The sequence below is a fragment of the Actinomadura rugatobispora genome (assembly GCF_042656285.1).
GTDB classification, from domain to species: domain Bacteria; phylum Actinomycetota; class Actinomycetes; order Streptosporangiales; family Streptosporangiaceae; genus Spirillospora; species Spirillospora rugatobispora.
This window is the reverse complement of sequence record NZ_JBHSON010000006.1, coordinates 1-20,012: the sequence shown is the minus strand read 5'-3', so window position 1 is coordinate 20,012 and position 20,012 is coordinate 1. Positions and strand designations below refer to the sequence as shown.

The window sequence follows — 20,012 nt, the reverse complement described above, 5'->3', positions numbered from 1 at the left end:
GAGCGCCGTGGGCCGGGCCTGAAACACGGCCCGCGCTAGCCGGCGAAGCGGATGGGGTTGACCAGGTCGGCGTAGATGAGGAGGCCGCCCATGACGATCAGCACGGCGGCCATCACGTAGGTGACGGGCAGCGCCTTGGCCACGTCCACGTAGCCGGGGTCGGGGCGCTTGAAGAGGCGGGCGAAGCCCTTCTTGAGGCCCTCCAGGAGGGCCCCGGCCATGTGGCCGCCGTCCAGGGGCAGCAGCGGGATCAGGTTGAACATGCCGACGGCGAGGTTGAGGGAGCCGAGCAGGGCGACGAACATCGCGACCTTCTCGACGGTGGGGCTCTCGGAGGCGGCGATCTCGCCGCCGAGGCGGCTGACGCCGACGACGCCGATGGGGCCGTTGGGGTCGCGCTTCTCGTCGCCGAACGCGGCCTGCCAGACCCCGACCATCTTCTCCGGCATCCGCAGCAGGGCGCCGGCGGTGTGCGCGGTCAGCTCGCCCATGTAGCCGGCGACCGCGACCGGGCCCTGGCGCTCGCGCTCCTGGAGCGGGGTGATGCCGAGGAACCCGACGTTGACGACCTTGTCGGTGTCCTTCAGGTCGTACATCTGGTTGCGGGTGACGGGCACCTGCAGCGGGACGGGCTTGCCGTCGCGCTGGACGGTGACCGCGACGGTGCGGCCGCCGGAGTCGCGGATCAGGCCCTGCAGCTGGTCGTAGGAGGTGATCGCGCGGCCGTCGTAGGAGGTGATGCGGTCGCCGGCCTGGAGGCCGACGGAGGCGGCCGGGGTCGGGGTGTAGCCCTGCGGGCAGTCGGTGAGCTTGGAGCCGGCGGGGATCGCGCACTTGGCCACCGAGCCGATCACCGGCTGCGGGGTGGGGGTGCCGATGCCCATCAGCAGGATCCCGAAGAAGATCGCCGCGAGGATGAGGTTCATCGCGGGCCCGGCGAACATGATGATGAGCTTCTGCCACCACTTCTTGGCGTAGAAGACCCGGTTCTCGTCGCCGGGGCGGACCTCCTCCAGCGCCGCGCCGCGGGCCGACTCGATCAGGCCCTGCCAGGGGCCGGTGCTGATCTGGCGGACCTCGCCGGGCCGGTCGCCCTTGCGCGGCGGCAGCATGCCGATCATGCGGATGTAGCCGCCGAGCGGGATCCACTTGACGCCGTACTCGGTCTCGCCCTTGTGCCGCGACCAGAGGGTGGGGCCGAAGCCGACCATGAACTGCGGGGTGCGGACGCCGAAGAGCTTGGCGAAGGAGAAGTGGCCCAGCTCGTGCAGCGCGATCGAGGCCAGCAGGCCGAAGAACAGGATCAGCACTCCCGCCAACCAGCCCATGCCCGCCCGTCCCTCCGTCGTGATCTCCAGCGACCCGTTCAGGTTACGTGATCCGGGTCCTCGGCGGCCGCGTACTCGCGCACCCGCACCCGCCGGTGATACGGCCGTCCGGGCCTTTCGGTTCACCCCCAGGGGGGCGGGGGGCGTCTGGTCGCGGGACGTCGCCGCTGCTAGCCTGGCGACCAGCCGTTGATCCCGCGCGGGAGAGTGCCCTGGCAGCCAGCCGGGGACGCCGAAGGAGCAAATCCTCCCCGGAACCTCTCAGGCCCCAGGACCGCGCGGACCAGGTACCTCTGGAAAGCGGGGACGCACCGTCCCCCGCCGAAGGTGAAAGCCCCTCCGCCCTCGTCGGCGCGGGGTGAAGCTCTCAGGCGCCGCGACCGGCCGATGACAGAGGGGGAGGCACCGACCACGCCCGGTGCGGGTGGGACGATTGGACCACGCGCCCGCGACGAAGGAGCCGACCCATGTCCAGCACAGCGCCCGGCAGGAAGACGCCGCTGTACGACGTCCACCGCGACCTCGGCGCCCACCTCGTCGACTTCGCCGGCTTCCTGATGCCGCTGCGGTACGCGAGCGAGACCGCCGAGCACCGCGCCGTCCGCGCCGCGGCGGGGCTGTTCGACCTGTCCCACATGGGGGAGGTCTTCGTGGACGGGCCGGAGGCCGGGGCCGCGCTCGACCACGCGCTGGTCGGCAACCTGTCCCCGATGGCCGTCGGCAAGGCCCGCTACACGATGATCTGCGGGGCCGACGGCGGGGTGCTGGACGACCTGATCGTCTACCGGCTGGCCGCGGAGACGTTCATGGTGGTGGCGAACGCCGCCAACGTCGCGACCGTGCGGGAGGCGCTGGCCGAGCGGGCGGCGGGCTTCCCGGGCGCGCGGGTGGTCGACCGGTCCGACGAGTACGCGCTGATCGCGCTGCAGGGCCCGGACGCGCAGGGGATCCTGTCCCGCTTCACCGCCGCGCCGCTGGCCGACCTGCGCTACTACGCGATCATGGCGGACGAGGTCGCGGGCGTGGACGCGCTGATCGCCCGTACCGGCTACACCGGCGAGGACGGCTTCGAGCTGTTCGTGTCCGCCGGGGACGCGGTGCCGCTGTGGAAGGAGCTGGCGGCGGTCGAGGGCGTGACCCCGGCGGGGCTGTCGGCGCGCGACACGCTGCGGCTGGAGGCGGGCATGCCGCTGTACGGCAACGAGCTGACCGCGGAGACCAACCCGTTCGAGGCGGGCCTGGGCCGGGTGGTCAAGCTGGACAAGCCCGTAGATTTCGTGGGAAAGGCCACGTTGGCCGCGCAGGCGCAGACCCCGCCAGGCCGTAGGCTCGTGGGGCTGGTCGCACGCGGCCGCCGGGCGCCCCGCAAGGGGTACGAGGTGGTCACCTCGGACGGCACGCCGTGCGGGGTGGTGACCAGCGGCGCCCCGTCGCCCACACTGGGCACGCCGATCGCGATGGCGTACGTGGACAACGGGGTGGACGAGAGCGGACTCGCCGTCGACGTGCGCGGCCGCCGGGAGCCGGTCGACGTGGTCGCCCTGCCCTTCTACAAGCGTTCCTGAGACCTGGAGAGAGATACCACCGTGAGCGTTCCGGAGCAGCTGCGCTACAGCGAAGAGCACGAATGGGTGTCGGGCCTCGGCAACGAGGACGGCATCGTCACCGTCGGGATCACCGCGCACGCCGCCGACGCCCTCGGCGAGATCGTCTTCCTCGAACTGCAGCCCGGGGAGGGCGACGCGGTCGAGGCCGGCGAGACCTGCGGCGAGGTCGAGTCCACCAAGTCGGTGAGCGACATCTACTCGCCGGTCAGCGGGGAGATCACCGCGATCAACGCCGCCGTGATCGACGAGCCCAAGGTGATCAACGACGATCCGTACGGCGAGGGCTGGATCTTCAAGGTGCGGATCTCCGACGAGCCCGGCGATCTGCTCGACGCCGAGGCCTACGGCAAGCTGATCGAGGAGTCCTGAGCCGTGCCGTCCCCGAAGAACCCGCTGAACGAGTCGCTGGCCGACGCCGACCCGGAGGTCGCCCGCGCGGTGGCCGCCGAGCTGGACCGGCAGCAGTCCACGCTCGAGATGATCGCCTCGGAGAACTTCGCGCCGGTGTCGGTGCTGGAGGCCCAGGGGTCGGTCCTGACCAACAAGTACGCCGAGGGCTATCCGGGCAGGCGCTACTACGGCGGCTGCGAGTTCGTCGACGTCACCGAGCAGCTGGCGATCGACCGCGCCAAGGAGCTGTTCGGCGCCGAGCACGCCAACGTGCAGCCGCACAGCGGCGCGCAGGCCAACACGGCCGTCTACTTCGCGCTGCTCCAGCACGGTGACACGATCCTGGGCCTGGACCTGGCGCACGGCGGCCACCTCACCCACGGGATGCGGCTGAACTACTCCGGCAAGGTGCTGAACGTGGTGCCCTACCACGTGCGCGCCGAGGACGGCCTGGTCGACATGGACGAGGTCGCCGCGCTGGCGGCCGAGCACCGGCCGAAGATGATCGTGGCGGGCTGGTCGGCGTACCCGCGGCAGCTCGACTTCGCCCGGTTCCGCGAGGTCGCCGACTCGGTGGGCGCGCTGCTCATGGTGGACATGGCGCACTTCGCCGGGCTGGTGGCGGCGGGCCTGCACCCCTCGCCGGTGCCGTACGCCGACATCGTGACGACCACCACGCACAAGACGCTGGGCGGTCCGCGCGGCGGGCTGATCCTGGCCCGCGAGGAGTACGGCAAGAAGATCAACTCCGCGGTGTTCCCCGGCATGCAGGGCGGCCCGCTGGAGCACGTGATCGCGGCCAAGGCGGTGGCGCTGAGGATCGCCGCGTCCGAGGAGTTCAAGGACCGGCAGCGGCGCACCGTCGAGGGCGCGAAGATCCTCGCCGAGCGGCTGCTGGCCGAGGACTCGGCCAAGGCCGGCGTGAAGGTCCTCACCGGCGGCACCGACGTCCACCTGGTCCTGGTCGACCTGGTCGACTCCGAGCTGACCGGCCGGGACGCCGAGGACCGGCTGCACGAGATCGGCATCACCGTCAACCGGAACGCCGTGCCCAACGACCCGCGCCCGCCGATGGTCACCTCCGGCCTGCGGATCGGCACGCCCGCCCTGGCCACCCGCGGCTTCACCACCGAGGACTTCACCGAGGTGGCCGACGTCATCGCGCTGGCGCTGCAGCCGTCCTTCGACAGGGAGGCGCTGGCGGCGCGGGTGCGGGCGCTGGCGGTCAAGCACCCGCTCTACCCGACCCTGTAAGCCGACCCCCGCACGGGCCGCCCCGGCCGGAGACCCCGGTCCGCGGGCGGCCTTCGTCCCCCGCCCGCGACCCGGAGGGGACGGGAAGGTGGCATCCATGGCGATCAGCGTCTTCGACCTCTTCAAGATCGGTATCGGGCCGTCGTCGTCCCACACCGGGGGCCCGATGGCGGCCGCGCACCGCTTCGCGCGCGGCCTGGAGCGGGACGGCCTGCTGGCGCGGACCGCGTCCGTGCGGGCGGTGCTGTACGGCTCGCTCGGCCTCACCGGCAAGGGCCACGGCAGCGACAAGGCCGTCATCCTCGGCCTGGAGGGCGACAAGCCGGAGACCGTCGACGTCGACACCGTGGACGACCGGCTGGCCGCGATCCGCTCGCGCGGCGCGCTGCGCCTGTTCGGCGCGCACGACGTCCCGTTCGCGGTGAACGACCACCTGGTGTTCGAGCGCAAGGAGTCGCTGCCCGGCCACCCCAACGGGATGCGCTTCACCGCGTACGCCGCCGGGGGCGAGGAGCTCCGCTCCCGGGTCTACTACTCGGTCGGCGGCGGGTTCGTCGTGGACGAGAACGCCACCGGCGCCGACCGGATCCAGCCCGACGACACCGTCCTGCCGCACCGCTTCGACACCGCCGCCGAGCTGCTGGAGCGCTGCCGGGAGACGGGCCTGTCGGTCTCGGCGCTGATGCTGGAGAACGAGCGCGCCTTCGGCCGCACCGAGGCGGAGATCCGCTCCGGGCTGGTCGAGCTGTGGCATGTCATGCGGGCGTGCGTCGACCGCGGCTGCTCCCGCGAGGGCCTGCTGCCCGGCGGCTTGAAGGTCCGCCGCCGCGCGCCGCAGCTGCACCGGCAGCTGGTGGCCGACAAGGGCGCCGACCCGCTGCACGCGATGGACTGGGTCACCCTGTTCGCCCTGGCCGTGAACGAGGAGAACGCCGCCGGGGGCCGGATCGTCACCGCGCCCACCAACGGGGCGGCGGGCATCGTCCCGGCGGTGCTGCACTACTACGCGAGGTTCGTGCCGGGCGCCTCCGACGAGGGCGCCGCCCGCTTCCTCCTCACCGCCGGGGCGATCGGCGTGCTGTTCAAGCAGAACGCGTCCATCTCCGGCGCCGAGGTCGGCTGCCAGGGCGAGGTCGGCTCGGCCTGCTCGATGGCCGCCGCCGGGTTCACCGAGGTCCTCGGCGGCACGCCCGAGCAGGTGGAGAACGCCGCCGAGATCGGCATCGAGCACAACCTGGGCCTGACCTGCGACCCGGTCGGCGGGCTCGTCCAGGTGCCGTGCATCGAGCGCAACGCGGTCGGCGCGGTCAAGGCGATCAGCGCCACCCGCATCGCGCTGCGCGGCGACGGCCGGCACTTCGTCTCGCTCGACCGCGCCATCAAGACGATGAAGGACACCGGCCGCGACATGCTCGACAAGTACAAGGAGACCAGCCGCGGCGGCCTTGCGGTCAATGTAGTCGAATGCTGACAGAGCGTGGTGATACCATCTTGGTATGCTCGACATCATGACCACCCGTAGCGTCCGCATCCCCGACGACATCGACGCCCTGCTGATCAAGGCCGCGCAGGAGGAGCACATCTCCGTCAACGCCGCCGTGGTCCAGGCCGTCGAGGAATGGGCGCGGATGCGCGGGCACCGCGCCCGCGTCCGCGCCGTCACGGCACAGGTGATGGCCGAGGACGCGGCTCTGCTCGACCGGCTGGCCGACGCGTGACCGAGTACCTCACGGCGGACGACCTGATCGAGATCAACGCCGCCGTGCTGGGCGGCACGGCGGCCGTCCGCGACGCCGGACTGGTGTCCTCCTCGGCGATGCGCCCGGCCACCGTCGCGTTCGGCGTCGAGGCGTACGCCACCCTGGAGGAGAAGGCCGCCGCACTGCTCCATTCGGTGATCTGCAATCACGCCTTCGTCGACGGCAACAAGCGGACCGCCTGGACCGCCGCCCGAGTCATGCTGGCCCTCCACGACAAGCGTCCGGCGCTCACCGACGACGAGGCGTTCGAGCTGGTGGTGCGGGTCGCGACATCGTGTTCGCAGATCGAGGTCAAGGAGATCGCGGCGGCCCTGAACGTGGCCGACATCCCCGCCTGAACGGTCAGTGGCGCGGCCGCCCCTGCCAGCGCCACTGGGTGCGGCGCGGGTGGCCGGGGAGTTCGCCGCGGCCGGTGGCCCACAGCAGGGTCGGCCAGGGGTCGGCGCCGGTCGGGGCGTCCGGGAACAGCCGGGTGAGCACGCGGGCGCACAGGTCGGCGGGCGGCTCCCACGCCGGTCCAAGGCCCTGGGCGAGGTCGTGGGTGTGGACGAGGGTCTCCACGATCCCCATCGCGGCGAAGCCCTCGGCGTCGGAGTCGCCGTAGACGTGGTGGGCCAGCACGTCCGGCGGGGTGGTGCGCACCATGGCGCCCAGCAGCGCCCCGCTCGCCTGGAGCACCTGCAGCAGCCCCGAGGGCCCGGCGCCGCGGTCGGCGTGGACGGCGTTGGCGGGGCCGCCCGGACGCCGGCTCTCCCAGACGAACGGGACGTGGCCGTCGAGCGGCGGCGTCCGGAGGCCGAGCTGGGCCGCGTACGAGAAGAGGTCGTCGCTCAGGTGCTCGGCGGTCTCCCAGCACGTCCATTCCAGGGAGCCCGCCTTGGCGTCCCAGGCCCGTGGGTCCGCGGGCGCTTCGCGCAGGGCGGCGACGGCGAGGCCGACGGCCCGGTCGAGGTCGTCGGCGGTCACGGGGTCCATGACGCCACGCTAACCGATCATGCGGGTGCCGGTGACCGGGCGGCGGATAGCCTGTGTGCCGCCACCCGCACCGATCCGGTCCTGGAGCCCGCCTTGCCGTCCGACGCCGCGGTACGACCCGCCGAGATCGCCGACGTGCCCCGCGCGGCCCGGACGCTGCGGCGGGCGTTCGCCGACAACGTCTTCACCCGGCACGTCATCGCCGCCGACGACCATCTGCGTCGGTTGGAGGAGTTCCAGGAGCTGTTCGTCGCCCGGATCGGCCTCCCGCACGGGCGGGTCTGGGTCGCCGGAGACGTGGAGGCGGTGTCGGTGTGGACGACCCCGGAGACCGGCCCGGAGATCTTCGCCGAGCTGGCGTCCCGGTTCGCGGAGCTGGCCGGTGACCGGCTGGCCGCGTACGAGACGGCGGAGACGGCCATGGCGGCCCACCGGCCGCGCGGGCCGGTCTGGTTCCTCGGCGTGGTCGGCGTCGATCCCGCGCGGCAGGGCTCGGGGCTGGGCCGCGCGGTGATCCGCCCGGGGCTGGAGGCCGCCGAGCGCGACGGCGTCCCCGCGTTCCTGGAGACCTCCGAGGCCCGCAACGTCGCGTTCTACGAGCGTCTCGGCTTCGAGGTGACGGCCGAGTACCCGCTGCCGCTCGGCGGCCTGACGACCTGGTCGATGATCCGGCGTCCGCGCCGCGGATCAGTCCTCCCGCCGTGACGCCGCCTCGATCATGGTGAGGACGTCGGTGGACGGGCGGACGTCGCCGAAGGAGCGGTAGATCGTGTGCAGTGTCGCGTTGTGGTCCCGGTCGCAGCGGGCCGCGTTGGCGTCGGCGACCATCACGACCCGGAACCCGAGGGTGGAGGCGTCGCGCGCCGACGACTCGCAGCACACGTTGGTGACGGTGCCGGTGATGAGGACGGTGTCGGCCCGACGCTCCTCCAGCAGGCGGGGCAGGGCGCAGCGTCCCGGGAAGAAGGCGCTGGGGGCGAACTTCTCCACGAACAGGTCCTCGTCCGGACGCGGCGCGAGCCCGTGCCACAGCCGCCCTTCCAGGGGGCCCGAGCCGCCGGCCGTGCGGTAGGCCTCGGCGGCCTCCGGGCCGTGGAACTCCTCGGTCGCCGGCGTCCGCGCGCCCGCCCCGGGCAGCACCCACGCGACCGTGCCGCCGGCCGCGCGGAGCGCGTCCGCGAGGCCGCCGATGGCGGGCACGATGCCGCGGCAGTACGGGTTGGTGGCCACGAAGAACGGCACCATGTCGATGACGACCAGCGCCGTGCGCTCCGGCACGAGCCGGGTGAAGGCGAAGCGGCGGCCCCGCCTCTGTTCGTGCCGCTCGTACTCGCGGGTCTCGATCCGCCAGTCGTGCGTCCGCTCCGCGTCCCCCATGGCCACCTCTTCGTGTCGCACCGGCTCACTAGTGTTCCGCCATGTCCGAGTCTTTTGGTGTTCCCGGCCTGCGGTATGTCGCGGACTGGCTGGCGCCCGGCGCGTGCGCGTCCCTGCTCCCGCTCATCGACGCCGCCGAGTGGTCCACGGAGCTGCGGCGGCGCGTCCAGCACTACGGGCGGCGCTACGACTACGGGCGGCGCTACGACTACGGCCGCCGCGGTCTGGCGGCGGACGCGCGGGCCGGCGCCGCGCCGCCGCTTCCCGGGTGGGCCCGCCGCCTGGGGGCGCGCCTCGTGGACGAGGGCGTCATGGACCGCGAGCCGGACCAGGCGATCATCAACGAGTACGAGCCGGGCCAGGGCATCGTTCCGAGTGAGTCTTGATTTCCAACTTCGCAGGTGGAAGGGTGTCCGTTATGCACTCCACCGGCTTGAAGATCCAGGACAGCGTGGCACTGGTCACCGGGGCCAACCGGGGGCTCGGGCGGGCCCTGGCGCTGGCGCTGCGCGAACGGGGCGCCCGGACGGTCTACGCGGGCGAGCGCGACCCCGGCTCCGTGACCGATCCGGGCCTGGTCCCGGTCTCGCTCGACATCACCGACCCGAAGGCGGTGGAGGCGGCGGCCGAGGCGTGCGGCGAGGTCACCCTGCTGGTCAACAACGCGGGGATCGGGCGCGGCAGCGGCCTGGTCACGGCGCCCTCGATGGAGGCGGCCCGCGCCGAGATGGAGACCAACTTCTTCGGCACGCTCGCCATGTGCCGGGCGTTCGCGCCGGTGCTCGCCCGCAACGGCGGCGGCGCGATCGTGAACGTGCTGTCGGTGCTGTCGTGGATCACGCTGCCCGGGGCGGCGTCGTACTCGGCGTCCAAGGCCGCGGCCTGGTCGATGACCAACGGGGTGCGGGCGGAGCTGCGCGAGCAGGGCACGTCGGTGGTGGCCGTGCACGCCGCGTTCATCGACACCGACATGGCGGCGCATGTGGACGCGCCCAAGATCAGCCCGGCCGAGGTGGCAGCGCAGGCCCTCGACGCCGTCGAGGCGGGCGAGCAGGAGGTCCTCGCGGACGGCATCAGCCGCGCGGTCGCGTCCTCCCTGTCCCAGAACCGCCAGGGGCGCGCGGGCTAGGGGGAAGAGGGGCCGGGGAGGCGGTTCCAGGCGCGGCGGAAGCCCGCGGGAAACGCTTCGATGGGCAGCGGGTGCCGCCAGCCCTCCTTCCAGGCCTTTTCCATCTCCGCGGGGAGGTGGCGCTCGTGGCAGGCCGCCGCCATCTCGGCGGCCTGGGCCGAGATGTGGGCGAGGGTGAGCTCGACGGCGCCCTCGTCCACGTCCCAGTGGTCCTGCCAGCCCGCGGGCATGGGGGCGGCCAGGGCGTCGAGCCACTCGGGCCAGCGGGACGGACGGCCCTCCCGGGTCAGGTGGTGGTGCCAGGCGACCGGGAACCACCACGGGGCCGCGCCCGGCTTGGGTTTGGCCAGATGGCCGTAGGTCTTGGACGTGGTGCGCGAGATGTGGAGGAAGGGGACGGCGGCCGTGCCGATCAGGATGTCGGCGTCCTCGTCGCCCATGCCGATCTCGGCGAAGGCGCGGCGGAGCCCCGCGTGGACGGCGTCGCCGTCGGGCCTGCCGCGCCGGCCGGGGCCCGGGAGCCGTGCTTCCAGGTCCTCCCCCAGCGGAAGCGGCACGCACGGGGTGAAGTCCGGCACGGCCAGGATCTCGACGCGGTCGCCGCCGTAGGGGACGTGGCAGACGAGATCGCCGATCAGCGCGCACCGGCCGCCCACCCCGGCCAGGCTCTGCTCGCCCGAGGGGAGGTCGACGCGGGCGGCGATCGTGTCGTGCTTCTCGGTGTAGAGGACCACCAGCGCGTCGCCGAAAAAGCCCATGCCGTGCACGTGGCACCCGAAGTAGGGATTGTAGGTCTGGACGTCCACCCGGACGCGCGGCAGCCCCGGGCCGGCCACGTTGATCGTCAGGTCGACCGGGACGATGCCCCGCACCGGCTCGCCGGTGACCTCTTCGACCCACGCGACGCGGCCGGTGGCGGCGTCGACCGTACCGCCCAGAACCTCCAGGCCCGCGCCGGCGGGCAGCCCGCTCATCGTCTTCAGGGAGATGCCTCCGCTGCCCGGCGGGGGCGTCTCGGTGTACGGGCCGTCCAGCCCCAGCGCCGCCCCGATCGCGGCCAGCAGGTCGTCGTGGCTCACCGGGACAGCACGCCCCGGCCGACCGGGGTGTGGGCGCCCTCCATGGCGGGCCGCCCGCAGTGCGCGCAGATCAGGACGGGGTCCAGGAGCTCCCCGCAGGAGTGGTGCCAGCGGACGGGCGGGTCGTCGGGGTTGATGTGGCGGTCGCCCCACTTCATGAGCGCGGTCAGGACCTCGCCCAGCTCCCGCCCGGAGGCGGTCAGGTGGTACTCGTGGCGGGGCGGGTGGTCGCTGTAGCGCTCGCGGCGGATGATGCCCGCGGCCTCCAGCTTGCGGAGGCGGGCGGTGAGGATGTCGCGGGACGCGCCGGTGTTGCGGACCATGGCGTCGAACCGCCGTACCCCGTGGAAGAGTTCGCGGACGGCGAGGATCGTCCAGCGTTCGCCGATGATGTCGAGCGTGTCGGCGATCGAGCAGGGGCGCGGATCGGCGTCCTTCGGCATGCCTCTCATCTTAGGAACGTTCGGCGGCGGTCGTACCAGGTTCGGCGGGCTCGGTTGGAGAACGCGACCCACCGGTCATAAAACTCGGAGACCGGACTGTGCGCGTCACGGCCTCCGAGGGACGGGCCGCTCAGTGGAAGGGGCCCGTGCTTTGATGCGTGTGAATTATCCCTCCGTAACGTCGAAGGGCTCCTCATGGAGCCGGCCGTTCTCCTTGGACGTTTCGCAAGCGAACCTCCGTCCCCTCGACGCCGTTTCCTCTCGGACGATAGCTCAGTGACCTGCGGATTCAGGGATTGAATCACCCAAAATCCGTCAAAATCGCCTCAGACCACCGTCCGCCGCTCGCGCCCGCCGCCCGACAGCGGCCGGAGCTTGACCACGGCGGGCAGCGACTCGCGCTCCAGTGCCACGCGCAGCCGGGGCACGGCCTCCTCGCCGATCCGGCGGCGCAGCGCGTCCAGATCGGCCCGGCCGCCGTAGGCGACGCTGAGGTTCAGCCGCGGGCGGCGGGACGTGCCGAGCAGGTGGGCGCGCACGCCCTGCACGTCCGGGTACTCCGCGATCTCCTCCTCCAGCGTCGCGGTGACGGCCTGCCCCGACACCCGGGTCGCGCCCGCGGACGGGTCGGGCTCCAGCGCCAGGCCCGGCAGCCGCTCCGAACGCGCCTGCGCCAGCAGCCACGCCAGCCCCAGCAGCGCCAGCACCACCCCGCCGGCGGCCACGGCCGGCCAGAACCAGCCCTGTCCGGCGGCGTAGCGGCGCATCGCGTCGGTGATCAGCGGATCGGCCGCCGCGTCCCGGCCGAACGCGCCCAGCCCGCGGGCGAGCCCGAGGATCCCGGCGACCAGCAGGACCAGGCCGAGCAGGGCCAGGCCCACATGGTTGGGCCGGGAAGCGTGACGGTTCATCCGGGCTCCTCAGTGCTCAGTGCTCAGTGCTCGGGGCTCAGTGCTCGGGGCTCAGTGCTCGGGACGGCGGACGGCGACGGCCACGCGGCGCGCGGGCATCGGCCCGATCTCGTCGAGCCGCCGCCGCACGGCCTCGGCCACCCGCTCGTCCAGGTCCCCGGGCTCGTGCATCGCGGTGCCCACGACCACCTTCGCCCGGTGCCGCCGGACCTTCGCGCGGTGGACGTCCTCGACGCCCTCCACGCTCCGGGCCGCGTCGGCGACCACGTTCCGCAGGCCGTGCCGGGTGATGCCGACCACCAGCTCGGGGTCGTCGCCGTGCAGCGGCACCAGCCGCCCGCGTCCCGGGAGCAGGCCCGCCGGCAGGAGGAGCAGCCCGAGCAGCGCCAGGACCGCGGAGATCAGCAGCGGCGCCCAGTCCTTGTACCGCGCGCCTGTCGCCCACGCGGCCACCCGCTCGTACGGGACGAGCCGCGCCGGGCTCCCGGCCAGCGCGGAGATCGTCTCGATGGCGGTGAGCACGCCCACGACGGTGATCAGCAGGGCGGCGGGCAGCGCGAGCCAGAGCCGGCGGGAGCGGAAGGCGCGGCGGGCCGCGCGGTCGGCGGCGCGGGCCGCGGTCCGTCCGGAGGGCGCCGCACTGGCACCGCCGGGGCCGTGCTTGGGCAGCTGCCCGGCGTGCGTGGTCACCGGACCACCCGCCGAGAGCGTTCGGGCCCGGCCTCGCGGCGCTCCAGCCCGGCCACGTCGACGTCCACCTGCCGCACCGTGAGTCCGGTGAGGTCCTGGACGCGGTCGCGCACGCGCTCGCGCACCCGGGAGGCCACCTCACGCACCGGCTCCGGGTACATCACGGCCAGTCGCACGCGGGCCGTGACCAGGGTGCCCTTGACGCTCACGTCCACGCGCGGTCCGCGGCCCTTGATCGGGCCCCGGCCCACGCCGCGGCCGGAGACGGATTCGCCGAGCCCGCCCGCGTCCTCGCGGAGCGCGTGCCGGACGATCCGGGCCACCGCCCGCTCCGCGATCGTGGTGTGGCCGCGCGTGTCCGGCGACGTCATGACGGGCCCTTGCGGGCACGGAACGAGGAGAACAGCTCGACCAGGTCCAGATCGCCGGTGGCCGCGAGCCCGACCAGCAGGCCCAGCACGCCGAGCACCAGCACGATCACGAAGGTGCCGAACCCCCCGAACGCCCCGGCGAACCCGAGCGCGGTCCCGAAGCCCAGCCCGATCGCGGGCCAGGCCGTCCTTGCGTCCATGTCACTTCCCCTTCACAGCAGGCGGCGCGCGCGCCTGCGGCGCTCCCGCCACCGGGTCAGCCGGGCGAGCGGGCCGCGGCCGATCCGGACGACCTCGACCGGGGCCCGGCCGCGGGACCGGGCCGCGGCGGCGCGCATCCGGCGCAGACCGGCGGCGAACTCCGCCGGGTCGCCGCCCACGTCGGGGTGGTGCGCCCGCACCCACGCGCGGAACGCCGCGCGGTCCTCGGCGGTCATCATCCGGGCGGCCCGCCGTAGGCGATGTCGCCGATCAGCACGTTCACCGGCACGTCACCGGCCAGCGGCCGCGCGGCGCGGCGCACCGACTCGGCGACCTCCTCCAGCGGAAGGCCCGCGCGGGCGACCACGCCCACCTCGATCTCGCCGTCGCGGACGGCGACGCCCTCGTAGGGCGGCCCGGGGCGGTAGGTCACCACGTAGCCGCGCGGCCCGGCGGTCAGGCCCGCCACGCCGGGCAGCACGCGCACGGCGGCGCCGATCCGCTCGGCCCGCTCGGCGCGCGGCTCCGCGCGCGGAGCCGTCCGGGCGGACGGCTCCGCCCGGGTCCCCGCGCTCATCGCACGCGCGGTTCGGCCGGCTCGGGCTCCGCTTCCTCCTCGCCGGGCACGTGGATGTCGGCCACGGCGATGTTGACCTCGACGACGTCGAGGCCGCACATGTGCTCGATCTCGTTGATCACGTTGTCCCGCACGGCCGTGGCCAGATCGGGGATGGAGCTGCCGTACTCGACGATCAGGTCGAGGTCCACGGCGGCCTGCTTCTCGCCGACCTGCACCGCCACGCCCTGCGTCATGCTCTGCCGGCCCATGCCGCCGGGCAGCCGCCCGCGGACCGAGCCGAAGGTGCGGGACATGCCCGCGCCCATGTCGTGCACGCCGCCGATCTCGCGCGCCGCCATGCCGGCGATCTTCGCCACCACCCCGTCGGCGATCTTGGTGCGGCCCTGCTGGGTCACCAGCTCGCTGGCGCCGGTGCCGGACGGCCGCTCCAGGCCCTTACCGGCCCTCGCGCCCTCCGGCGCGGCCTGCTGCTCGGATCCCGGACGCGGCGCCTGGCTCGGCAGCGACGTCTCCGCGGGCCGTTCCGTGGTGGACGACCGGACTTTTCCCTCACTCACGACCGCAACCCCCCATTGATGGTCGATGGTGTGCAGGTTCATGCTCACAAATCGTCACACCAAAACCACCAAAGGCAACAATAACCAGGTCAACTCGGCTTTGCCGGATGCGACCGCTATGCGGAGACCGGGTAGAAACGCACCTCGGGCCGTCCCACCTGCCCGTAGCTCGGACGGCGCTGCGCCAGCCCGTTCTCGGCCAGGTACTCCAGGTAGCGTCGCGCGGTCACCCGCGACACCCCGGTCAGCGACGCCGCCGCCGCGGCCGACAGCCCGTCCGGCGCCTCGGTCAGCACCTCGGTGATCGCCTCCAGGGTCTCGCCGCTCATCCCCTTCGGCAGCGACCGCTGGTCGGTGGTGCGCAGCGCGGCGAGCATCCCGTCCACGTCCGCCTGCCCGCTGGCCTCCCCGGTGCGCTCCGCGCGCTGCCGGAACCGCGCGTACCCCTCCAGCTTGTCGCGCAGCGACGCGAACGTGAACGGCTTGAGCAGGTACTGCACCACCCCGACCGACACCGCCGTGCGGACGACCGTCAGATCGCGCGCCGAGGTCACCGCGATCACGTCCACCGCCAGGCCGCCCGCGCGCAGCGCCCGGCACACCGTCAGCCCGTGCGTGTCCGGCAGGTAGAAGTCGAGCAGGACCACGTCCACCGGCTCGCGCTCGCAGAACCGCAGCGCGTCGGCCCCCGAGTGCACCACCCCGGCGACGCCGAACCCGGCGACCCGCTCCACGTACTGCCGGTGCGCCTCGGCCGCGACCCGGTCGTCCTCCACCACCAGCACCCTGATCACGAGCCGTCCGCCTCCCCCGCCGCCGCTGCCGCCGCCGCGGGCAGTGCGGGCACCGCGCCCGCGTCCGCGTCCGCGTTCGGCAGCGGGAGCCGGACCCGGATCACCGCGCCGCCGTCACGTTCCACTTCGATCGCGCCCCGGTAGCGCCGCACCGCCTGCCCGACCAGCGCCATCCCCAGCCCGCGCGGGCCGGCCGGGCCGTCGGACGCCTTCGTCGTCCAGCCGCGCCGGAACATCTCCTGCGCCGTGTCGCCGTCCAGGCCCGGCCCGTTGTCGCGCACCTCCATCACCAGCCCGGACGCGCCCGTACGGGCCGACACCCGCACCCGCGGTGGCACGTCGGCCGACCGGCCCTCCGCCGGGCCCTCGATCGCCGCGTCCACCGCGTTGTCGATCAGGTTGCCCAGGATGGTCACCAGGTCGCGGGGCTCGATCACGCCCACGGTGCCGTCGATCGTGGTGTCCTCGGCGACCTCCAGCTCCACCCCGCGCTCGGCGGCCTCGGTGGACTTGCCCAGCAGCAGCGCCGCCAGCACCGGCTCCCGCACCGCGCCCACCACCCGGTCGGTGAGCCGCTGCGCCGTGCGCAGCTCCGCGGTGGCGAACTCCACCGCCTGCCCGGGACGGCCGATCTCGACCAGCGACACCACCGTGTGCAGCCGGTTGGCGGCCTCGTGCGCCTGCGAGCGCAGCGACTCGGCGAACCCGCGGACGGTGTCCAGCTCGCCCATCAGCGCCTGCAGCTCGGTGTGGTCGCGCAGCGTCACCACGTTGCCCATGGCCCGGTCGCGGGACCGCACCGGCGCCGTGTTGACGACCAGGACGCGGGTGTCGCCGACATGGATCTCGTCGGACCGCGGCTCCGCCGACCCCATCGCCGCGGCCAGCTCCGTCGGCAGCCCGAGACCGTCCACCGCCTCGCCGCGCGGATCGCGCTCCAGGTCCAGCAGCTCGCGGGCGGCGTCGTTGCACATCACCACCCGGCCGTCGCGGTCGAGCAGCACCAGCCCCTCCCGCACGGCGTGCAGGATCGCCTCGTAGTAGTCGAACATGCCGCGCAGCTCGGCCGGCGCCACGCCCCGGGTCTGCCGCCGCAGCCGGGCCGCGACCAGCCAGCTCCCGGCGATCCCGGCCACCAGCACCGCCGCCGCCACCCCCACCAGCGGCAGCAGCCGCTCGCGCAGGTCGGCGGAGATCGCCCGGATGGTGATCCCGACCGCGACCATGGCCACCACCCGCCCGGAGTCGTCGAACACGGGGGTGACGGTGCGGACCGACGGGCCCAGCGTCCCGGTGAAGGTCTCGCTGAACGTCCTGCCCTGGAGGGCCGGGGCGGTGTTGCCGATGAAGTGCTGGCCGATCCGCCCCGGCGTGGGATGGGTGTAGCGGATCCCCCGGGTGTCCATGATGGTGATGAAGTCCACACGGGTGTCGCGGCGCACCCGCTCGGCGTACGGCTGTAGCGCCCGGCTGGGATCGGGCAGCGACAGCGCCGCGCGCACGCTCGGCGCGTCCGCCACCGTCAGCGCGACCACCGTCACCGTCTCCCGGGCCCGGTCGTCGGCCGCGCGGCGCGAGTCCAGGTAGGCCAGCGCCGCGCCCACGGTCACCAGCAGGCCGACGATCACGGCCTGCAGCGCGAGCAGCTGCCGCGCGAGGCTCCAGCCCCTGCCCGACACCGCATCACCTCTGCACTCGGAACCAGGTCACGGTACAGACCCCCCATTTCGGACGGTCCGGACGCCGAACGCCGTGAACGAAATGTACACAAGCGTGACCGCTATCACAGACCCGCGCATAGTCGCCTGCGGACCCCGTATCACCGAATGCGATTCCGCCCTCACGTACAGCCGATCACGAGCGGGCCACCGCCCGCCACCGACCGCAGGGAGGCAGCCGTGGCCGACCAGCCCGCCGGCCCGCCCCCGGGCCAGAAGACGCAGCAGCCGACCGGGCGCCGCGACCGCGTGCACTACCTCTACATCGCGGTGATCGTCGCGGTGCTGCTCGGCGTGCTCGTCGGCTTCGTCGCCCCGGATCTGGCCGCCGAGCTCAAACCGCTCGGCACCGGATTCGTGAACCTGATCAAGATGATGATCTCGCCGATCATCTTCTGCACCATCGTACTGGGCATCGGCTCGGTCGCCCGGGCCGCCAAGGTCGGCCGGGTCGGGCTGATCGCCATCGTCTACTTCCTCGTGATGTCCACCTTCGCGCTGGCCATCGGGCTGGCCGTGGGCAACCTGCTGGACCCCGGCTCCGGCATGAACCTCGACCCCGCCAGCGCGTCCGAGGCCCAGGAGCAGGCCAAGGGGGGCGAGGGCACCACCGACTTCCTCCTCGGCATCATCCCCAGCACGCTGGTGTCCGCGCTCACCGAGGGCGAGGTGCTGCAGACCCTGCTGGTCGCGCTGCTGGCCGGGTTCGCGCTGCAGCAGATGGGACCGGCGGGCGAACCGATCCGGCGGGGCGTGGAACTGGCCCAGCGCTGGGTCTTCAAGATCCTCGCGATGATCATGTGGGCGGCCCCGGTCGGCGCGTTCGGCGCCATCGCCGCCGTGGTCGGCGAGACCGGCTGGGACGCGCTGCGCAGCCTGGCCGTCATCATGCTCGGCTTCTACATCACCTGCGTGCTGTTCGTGTTCGTCGTGCTCGGCGCGGTGCTGTGGATGGGCGCCCGGATCAACATCCTGACGCTGCTGCGCTACCTGGGCCGCGAGTTCCTGCTCATCCTGTCCACCTCGTCCTCCGAGACGGCACTGCCGCGGCTGATCGCCAAGATGGAGCATCTGGGCATCAGCCGCCCCGTGGTCGGCATCACCGTGCCCACCGGGTACTCCTTCAACCTGGACGGCACCGCGATCTACCTGACCATGGCCACCCTGTTCATCGCCGACGCGCAGAACGAGCCGCTGTCGCTCGGCTCGCAGATCGGCCTGCTGTTCTTCATGATCATCGCCTCCAAGGGCGCGGCCGGGGTCAGCGGCGCCGGACTGGCCACGCTGGCCGGCGGGCTCCAGTCGCACAAGCCCGAACTGGTCGACGGCGTCGGCTTCATCGTCGGCATCGACCGGTTCATGTCCGAGGCCCGCGCCCTGACCAACTTCGCCGGCAACGCGGTCGCCACCGTCCTGGTCGGCACCTGGACCGGCGAGATCGACTCCGACCGCGCCCGCCGGGTGCTGGCCGGCGAGGACCCCTTCAACGAGGCGACCCTGGTCGACGTCCCCGGCCCCTCCCGCTCGGAGCCGGGGACGTCTTCGCCCGGCCCCGCCCCCGTGACGGCGCCCCCGTCCGACGGGGACGCCCCGTCCGGGGAGAAGACCGAGGAACCGACCGCCACCCAGGCGCACCGGTCCTCCTAGACCCGCCGCCCCCGGCTGGGGCTCGAGCTCCCACGTGCCCGAGCCGGGGGCACGGGCGGCCTTCCCGCCGCCCGTGCCCCCGCCCGGCGTGCCACGACCGGGTCAGGGGCTCAGACGAGCTCGCGCACGGGCTTCGGCGGCGGAGGCGGATCGTCCAGCCGGAAGCGGATCACCGCGACCAGATCGTCCATGCCCATGGCGGCGCAATACCGCTCGACCGGCCCGCTCGCCAGATCGGCGTGGATCCGGGCGGGCGCGGCGTCGGCGCGGCAGGTGACCTCCACCCGCACCCGCGGCCTGGACGGGCTGCCGGTGAACCGGATCCGCGCCTCCCGCACCCCGGGGATCAGCCGCGTGTCGCGCAGCAGCTCGCCCGCCGCGACCCCGGCCAGATGCCGGGTGGGCGCGTCCAGCAAGGGACGCCACCGGCGCAGCAGCGCCTGGACCTGCACGATGAGCCAGACCAGCGCGGCGAACGCGACGCCCTCGGTCACGGCGCCCGCCAGCGGCCAGAACCACGCCTGCCCCGCCGCGAACCGCGACACGGCCGGGTCCAGCACGGGCGCCGCCTCCAGGGAGGCGCCGAACGCCCCGTACCCCGCCAGGAGCATGCCGAGCCCGGCGGCCAGCGGCACCGACCCGACCAACGCGATACCGGCCCTCATGTCAGTCCCTCCGCCAGGTCAGCCGGACGTGCACCTGCCGCCCGTCCATCAGCCCCATCTCGGCGAGCCGCGCCTCGACCGCGTCCCGGACCATCTCCTGGACGTTGGCCGGGTTCCGGTAGCCGCTGAAGGCGCGCACCGTCACGCGCCGCCTGAACCGCCCGCCGCGCACCCGCACCCGCACCCGGATGACGCCCGGCACGGCCAGCGCGACCGCCGCCAGCGCCCGCTGGAGCGTCCTGCGGCCGATCGCGGCGGGCATCAGCGCCTGGGCGCCGCGCAGCGGCAGCGTCCGCGGACGGCGCCGCGGCAGCAGCGCGCACAGCAGGAGCGCGCCGGCCACGTCGATGCCGGCGGCGGCGCGGCGCATCGGCGGGTCGCCCCACGCGGTCGCGCGCAGCCAGGCCGCCCAGCGGTCCACCGGCAGCAGCCCGGCGGGCTCGCCGACCAGCGCGGTCACCACCTCGACGGTGGCCGCCCCGCGGGCCGCCGCCAGCAGCAGCGCGGCGACCAGTCCGATCGGCGAGGCGCGCGGG

At 73.7% G+C, this 20,012-nt stretch carries 26 protein-coding genes and 2 riboswitches; of the genes, 10 read left to right on the top strand and 16 right to left on the bottom strand.

What is annotated here, in order from left to right:
* Window positions 1-35: 35 nt before the first annotated feature.
* Entirely contained in the window at window positions 36-1,328 is a 1,293-nt protein-coding gene (locus ACFPZN_RS05650) for a M50 family metallopeptidase (RefSeq protein ID WP_378280714.1), read from the bottom strand.
* A gap of 190 nt (window positions 1,329-1,518) precedes the next feature.
* A riboswitch (glycine riboswitch) is annotated at window positions 1,519-1,615 on the top strand.
* Between the two features lies 1 nt (window position 1,616).
* Window positions 1,617-1,729: riboswitch (glycine riboswitch) on the top strand.
* Window positions 1,730-1,795: 66 nt separating this feature from the next.
* Between ACFPZN_RS05650 and gcvT the strand changes: the two genes are divergently transcribed.
* From gcvT to ACFPZN_RS05620, 6 genes are all read left to right on the top strand, one after another.
* A complete protein-coding gene (gene gcvT, locus ACFPZN_RS05645; protein ID WP_378280713.1) occupies window positions 1,796-2,893 on the top strand; it encodes a glycine cleavage system aminomethyltransferase GcvT in 1,098 nt (365 codons plus the stop codon).
* Between the two features lie 21 nt (window positions 2,894-2,914).
* The gene (gcvH, locus tag ACFPZN_RS05640) at window positions 2,915-3,304 is read left to right on the top strand and encodes a glycine cleavage system protein GcvH (protein ID WP_378280712.1); all 390 of its coding nucleotides are present in this window, start codon (window positions 2,915-2,917) and stop codon (window positions 3,302-3,304) included.
* Window positions 3,305-3,307: 3 nt separating this feature from the next.
* Window positions 3,308-4,579, top strand: coding sequence for a serine hydroxymethyltransferase (locus ACFPZN_RS05635; protein WP_378280711.1), 1,272 nt, complete (start codon window positions 3,308-3,310; stop codon window positions 4,577-4,579).
* A gap of 97 nt (window positions 4,580-4,676) precedes the next feature.
* Complete coding sequence (locus ACFPZN_RS05630; RefSeq protein ID WP_378280710.1) at window positions 4,677-6,050, top strand: L-serine ammonia-lyase; 1,374 nt, start codon at window positions 4,677-4,679, stop codon at window positions 6,048-6,050.
* A gap of 37 nt (window positions 6,051-6,087) precedes the next feature.
* Entirely contained in the window at window positions 6,088-6,297 is a 210-nt protein-coding gene (locus tag ACFPZN_RS05625) for a hypothetical protein (protein ID WP_378280709.1), read from the top strand.
* Window positions 6,294-6,677 (top strand): type II toxin-antitoxin system death-on-curing family toxin, encoded by a 384-nt coding sequence (locus ACFPZN_RS05620; protein ID WP_378280708.1) that lies wholly within the window; start codon window positions 6,294-6,296, stop codon window positions 6,675-6,677. Before ACFPZN_RS05625 ends, ACFPZN_RS05620 begins: the two co-directional genes overlap by 4 nt.
* Before the next feature lie 4 nt (window positions 6,678-6,681).
* On the opposite strand, the gene ACFPZN_RS05615 is transcribed toward ACFPZN_RS05620, so the two are convergent.
* Window positions 6,682-7,314 (bottom strand): hypothetical protein, encoded by a 633-nt coding sequence (locus ACFPZN_RS05615; protein WP_378280707.1) that lies wholly within the window; start codon window positions 7,312-7,314, stop codon window positions 6,682-6,684.
* Between the two features lie 93 nt (window positions 7,315-7,407).
* On the opposite strand from ACFPZN_RS05615, the gene ACFPZN_RS05610 reads away from it, so the two are divergent.
* Window positions 7,408-8,019 carry a GNAT family N-acetyltransferase gene (locus ACFPZN_RS05610; protein ID WP_378280706.1) on the top strand — a complete coding sequence of 204 codons (612 nt, stop codon included), beginning with the start codon at window positions 7,408-7,410 and terminating at the stop codon, window positions 8,017-8,019.
* Here ACFPZN_RS05610 and ACFPZN_RS05605 read toward each other — a convergent pair.
* A complete protein-coding gene (locus ACFPZN_RS05605; RefSeq protein ID WP_378280705.1) occupies window positions 8,002-8,712 on the bottom strand; it encodes an isochorismatase family protein in 711 nt (236 codons plus the stop codon). The genes ACFPZN_RS05610 and ACFPZN_RS05605 overlap by 18 nt on opposite strands.
* Window positions 8,713-8,732: 20 nt before the next feature.
* Here ACFPZN_RS05605 and ACFPZN_RS05600 point away from each other — a divergent pair, with 20 nt between their 5' ends.
* Window positions 8,733-9,077 (top strand): 2OG-Fe(II) oxygenase family protein, encoded by a 345-nt coding sequence (locus tag ACFPZN_RS05600; RefSeq protein ID WP_378280704.1) that lies wholly within the window; start codon window positions 8,733-8,735, stop codon window positions 9,075-9,077.
* A 32-nt stretch (window positions 9,078-9,109) separates the two neighbouring features.
* Window positions 9,110-9,820, top strand: coding sequence for an SDR family oxidoreductase (locus tag ACFPZN_RS05595; RefSeq protein ID WP_378280703.1), 711 nt, complete (start codon window positions 9,110-9,112; stop codon window positions 9,818-9,820).
* Here ACFPZN_RS05595 and ACFPZN_RS05590 read toward each other — a convergent pair.
* The 11 genes from ACFPZN_RS05590 to ACFPZN_RS05540 form a co-directional block, all read right to left on the bottom strand.
* Window positions 9,817-10,899, bottom strand: coding sequence for a hypothetical protein (locus ACFPZN_RS05590; protein WP_378280702.1), 1,083 nt, complete (start codon window positions 10,897-10,899; stop codon window positions 9,817-9,819). The genes ACFPZN_RS05595 and ACFPZN_RS05590 overlap by 4 nt on opposite strands.
* Window positions 10,896-11,342, bottom strand: coding sequence for a winged helix-turn-helix transcriptional regulator (locus ACFPZN_RS05585; protein ID WP_378280701.1), 447 nt, complete (start codon window positions 11,340-11,342; stop codon window positions 10,896-10,898). Before ACFPZN_RS05585 ends, ACFPZN_RS05590 begins: the two co-directional genes overlap by 4 nt.
* 326 nt (window positions 11,343-11,668) lie before the next feature.
* On the bottom strand, window positions 11,669-12,253 hold the full coding sequence (locus tag ACFPZN_RS05580; RefSeq protein WP_378280700.1) for an alkaline shock response membrane anchor protein AmaP: 585 nt from the start codon (window positions 12,251-12,253) through the stop codon (window positions 11,669-11,671).
* Between the two features lie 51 nt (window positions 12,254-12,304).
* Window positions 12,305-12,943, bottom strand: coding sequence for a DUF6286 domain-containing protein (locus ACFPZN_RS05575; RefSeq protein ID WP_378280699.1), 639 nt, complete (start codon window positions 12,941-12,943; stop codon window positions 12,305-12,307).
* Window positions 12,940-13,314, bottom strand: a complete 375-nt coding sequence (locus ACFPZN_RS05570) for an Asp23/Gls24 family envelope stress response protein (protein WP_378280698.1) — start codon at window positions 13,312-13,314, stop codon at window positions 12,940-12,942. The genes ACFPZN_RS05575 and ACFPZN_RS05570 overlap by 4 nt, the downstream gene beginning before the upstream one ends.
* Window positions 13,311-13,514 carry a hypothetical protein gene (locus ACFPZN_RS05565; protein WP_378280697.1) on the bottom strand — a complete coding sequence of 68 codons (204 nt, stop codon included), beginning with the start codon at window positions 13,512-13,514 and terminating at the stop codon, window positions 13,311-13,313. The genes ACFPZN_RS05570 and ACFPZN_RS05565 overlap by 4 nt, the downstream gene beginning before the upstream one ends.
* 12 nt (window positions 13,515-13,526) lie before the next feature.
* A complete protein-coding gene (locus tag ACFPZN_RS05560) occupies window positions 13,527-13,754 on the bottom strand; it encodes a hypothetical protein (RefSeq protein ID WP_378280696.1) in 228 nt (75 codons plus the stop codon).
* A complete protein-coding gene (locus tag ACFPZN_RS05555) occupies window positions 13,751-14,092 on the bottom strand; it encodes a hypothetical protein (protein WP_378280695.1) in 342 nt (113 codons plus the stop codon). The genes ACFPZN_RS05560 and ACFPZN_RS05555 overlap by 4 nt, the downstream gene beginning before the upstream one ends.
* On the bottom strand, window positions 14,089-14,526 hold the full coding sequence (locus ACFPZN_RS05550; protein ID WP_378280855.1) for an Asp23/Gls24 family envelope stress response protein: 438 nt from the start codon (window positions 14,524-14,526) through the stop codon (window positions 14,089-14,091). Before ACFPZN_RS05550 ends, ACFPZN_RS05555 begins: the two co-directional genes overlap by 4 nt.
* A 242-nt stretch (window positions 14,527-14,768) precedes the next feature.
* Entirely contained in the window at window positions 14,769-15,446 is a 678-nt protein-coding gene (locus tag ACFPZN_RS05545; protein WP_378280694.1) for a response regulator, read from the bottom strand.
* A complete protein-coding gene (locus ACFPZN_RS05540) occupies window positions 15,443-17,125 on the bottom strand; it encodes an ATP-binding protein (protein ID WP_378280693.1) in 1,683 nt (560 codons plus the stop codon). The genes ACFPZN_RS05545 and ACFPZN_RS05540 overlap by 4 nt, the downstream gene beginning before the upstream one ends.
* 219 nt (window positions 17,126-17,344) lie before the next feature.
* Here ACFPZN_RS05540 and ACFPZN_RS05535 point away from each other — a divergent pair, with 219 nt between their 5' ends.
* Entirely contained in the window at window positions 17,345-18,811 is a 1,467-nt protein-coding gene (locus ACFPZN_RS05535; protein WP_378280692.1) for a cation:dicarboxylate symporter family transporter, read from the top strand.
* Between the two features lie 110 nt (window positions 18,812-18,921).
* Here the strand turns inward: ACFPZN_RS05535 and ACFPZN_RS05530 are convergent, their stop codons facing one another.
* Together ACFPZN_RS05530 and ACFPZN_RS05525 are read right to left on the bottom strand one after the other, a co-directional pair.
* Window positions 18,922-19,476 (bottom strand): hypothetical protein, encoded by a 555-nt coding sequence (locus ACFPZN_RS05530; RefSeq protein ID WP_378280691.1) that lies wholly within the window; start codon window positions 19,474-19,476, stop codon window positions 18,922-18,924.
* Window position 19,477: 1 nt separating this feature from the next.
* Window positions 19,478-20,012: DUF6286 domain-containing protein (locus tag ACFPZN_RS05525; protein WP_378280690.1), on the bottom strand; the 535-nt coding region annotated here is incomplete at its 5' end.

What these genes read in the sequence shown, in the direction of transcription:
- ACFPZN_RS05555 (WP_378280695.1), bottom strand. Translation starts at nt 14,092, where the DNA reads ATGAGCGCGGGGACCCGGGCGGAGCCGTCCGCCCGGACGGCTCCGCGC.
- ACFPZN_RS05650 (WP_378280714.1), bottom strand. Translation starts at nt 1,328, where the DNA reads ATGGGCTGGTTGGCGGGAGTGCTGATCCTGTTCTTCGGCCTGCTGGCC.
- ACFPZN_RS05630 (WP_378280710.1), top strand. Translation starts at nt 4,677, where the DNA reads ATGGCGATCAGCGTCTTCGACCTCTTCAAGATCGGTATCGGGCCGTCG.
- ACFPZN_RS05580 (WP_378280700.1), bottom strand. Translation starts at nt 12,253, where the DNA reads ATGAACCGTCACGCTTCCCGGCCCAACCATGTGGGCCTGGCCCTGCTC.
- ACFPZN_RS05560 (WP_378280696.1), bottom strand. Translation starts at nt 13,754, where the DNA reads ATGATGACCGCCGAGGACCGCGCGGCGTTCCGCGCGTGGGTGCGGGCG.
- gcvT (WP_378280713.1), top strand. Translation starts at nt 1,796, where the DNA reads ATGTCCAGCACAGCGCCCGGCAGGAAGACGCCGCTGTACGACGTCCAC.
- ACFPZN_RS05600 (WP_378280704.1), top strand. Translation starts at nt 8,733, where the DNA reads ATGTCCGAGTCTTTTGGTGTTCCCGGCCTGCGGTATGTCGCGGACTGG.
- ACFPZN_RS05565 (WP_378280697.1), bottom strand. Translation starts at nt 13,514, where the DNA reads ATGGACGCAAGGACGGCCTGGCCCGCGATCGGGCTGGGCTTCGGGACC.
- ACFPZN_RS05615 (WP_378280707.1), bottom strand. Translation starts at nt 7,314, where the DNA reads ATGGACCCCGTGACCGCCGACGACCTCGACCGGGCCGTCGGCCTCGCC.
- ACFPZN_RS05625 (WP_378280709.1), top strand. Translation starts at nt 6,088, where the DNA reads ATGACCACCCGTAGCGTCCGCATCCCCGACGACATCGACGCCCTGCTG.
- ACFPZN_RS05570 (WP_378280698.1), bottom strand. Translation starts at nt 13,314, where the DNA reads ATGACGTCGCCGGACACGCGCGGCCACACCACGATCGCGGAGCGGGCG.
- ACFPZN_RS05530 (WP_378280691.1), bottom strand. Translation starts at nt 19,476, where the DNA reads ATGAGGGCCGGTATCGCGTTGGTCGGGTCGGTGCCGCTGGCCGCCGGG.
- ACFPZN_RS05595 (WP_378280703.1), top strand. Translation starts at nt 9,110, where the DNA reads ATGCACTCCACCGGCTTGAAGATCCAGGACAGCGTGGCACTGGTCACC.
- ACFPZN_RS05585 (WP_378280701.1), bottom strand. Translation starts at nt 11,342, where the DNA reads ATGCCGAAGGACGCCGATCCGCGCCCCTGCTCGATCGCCGACACGCTC.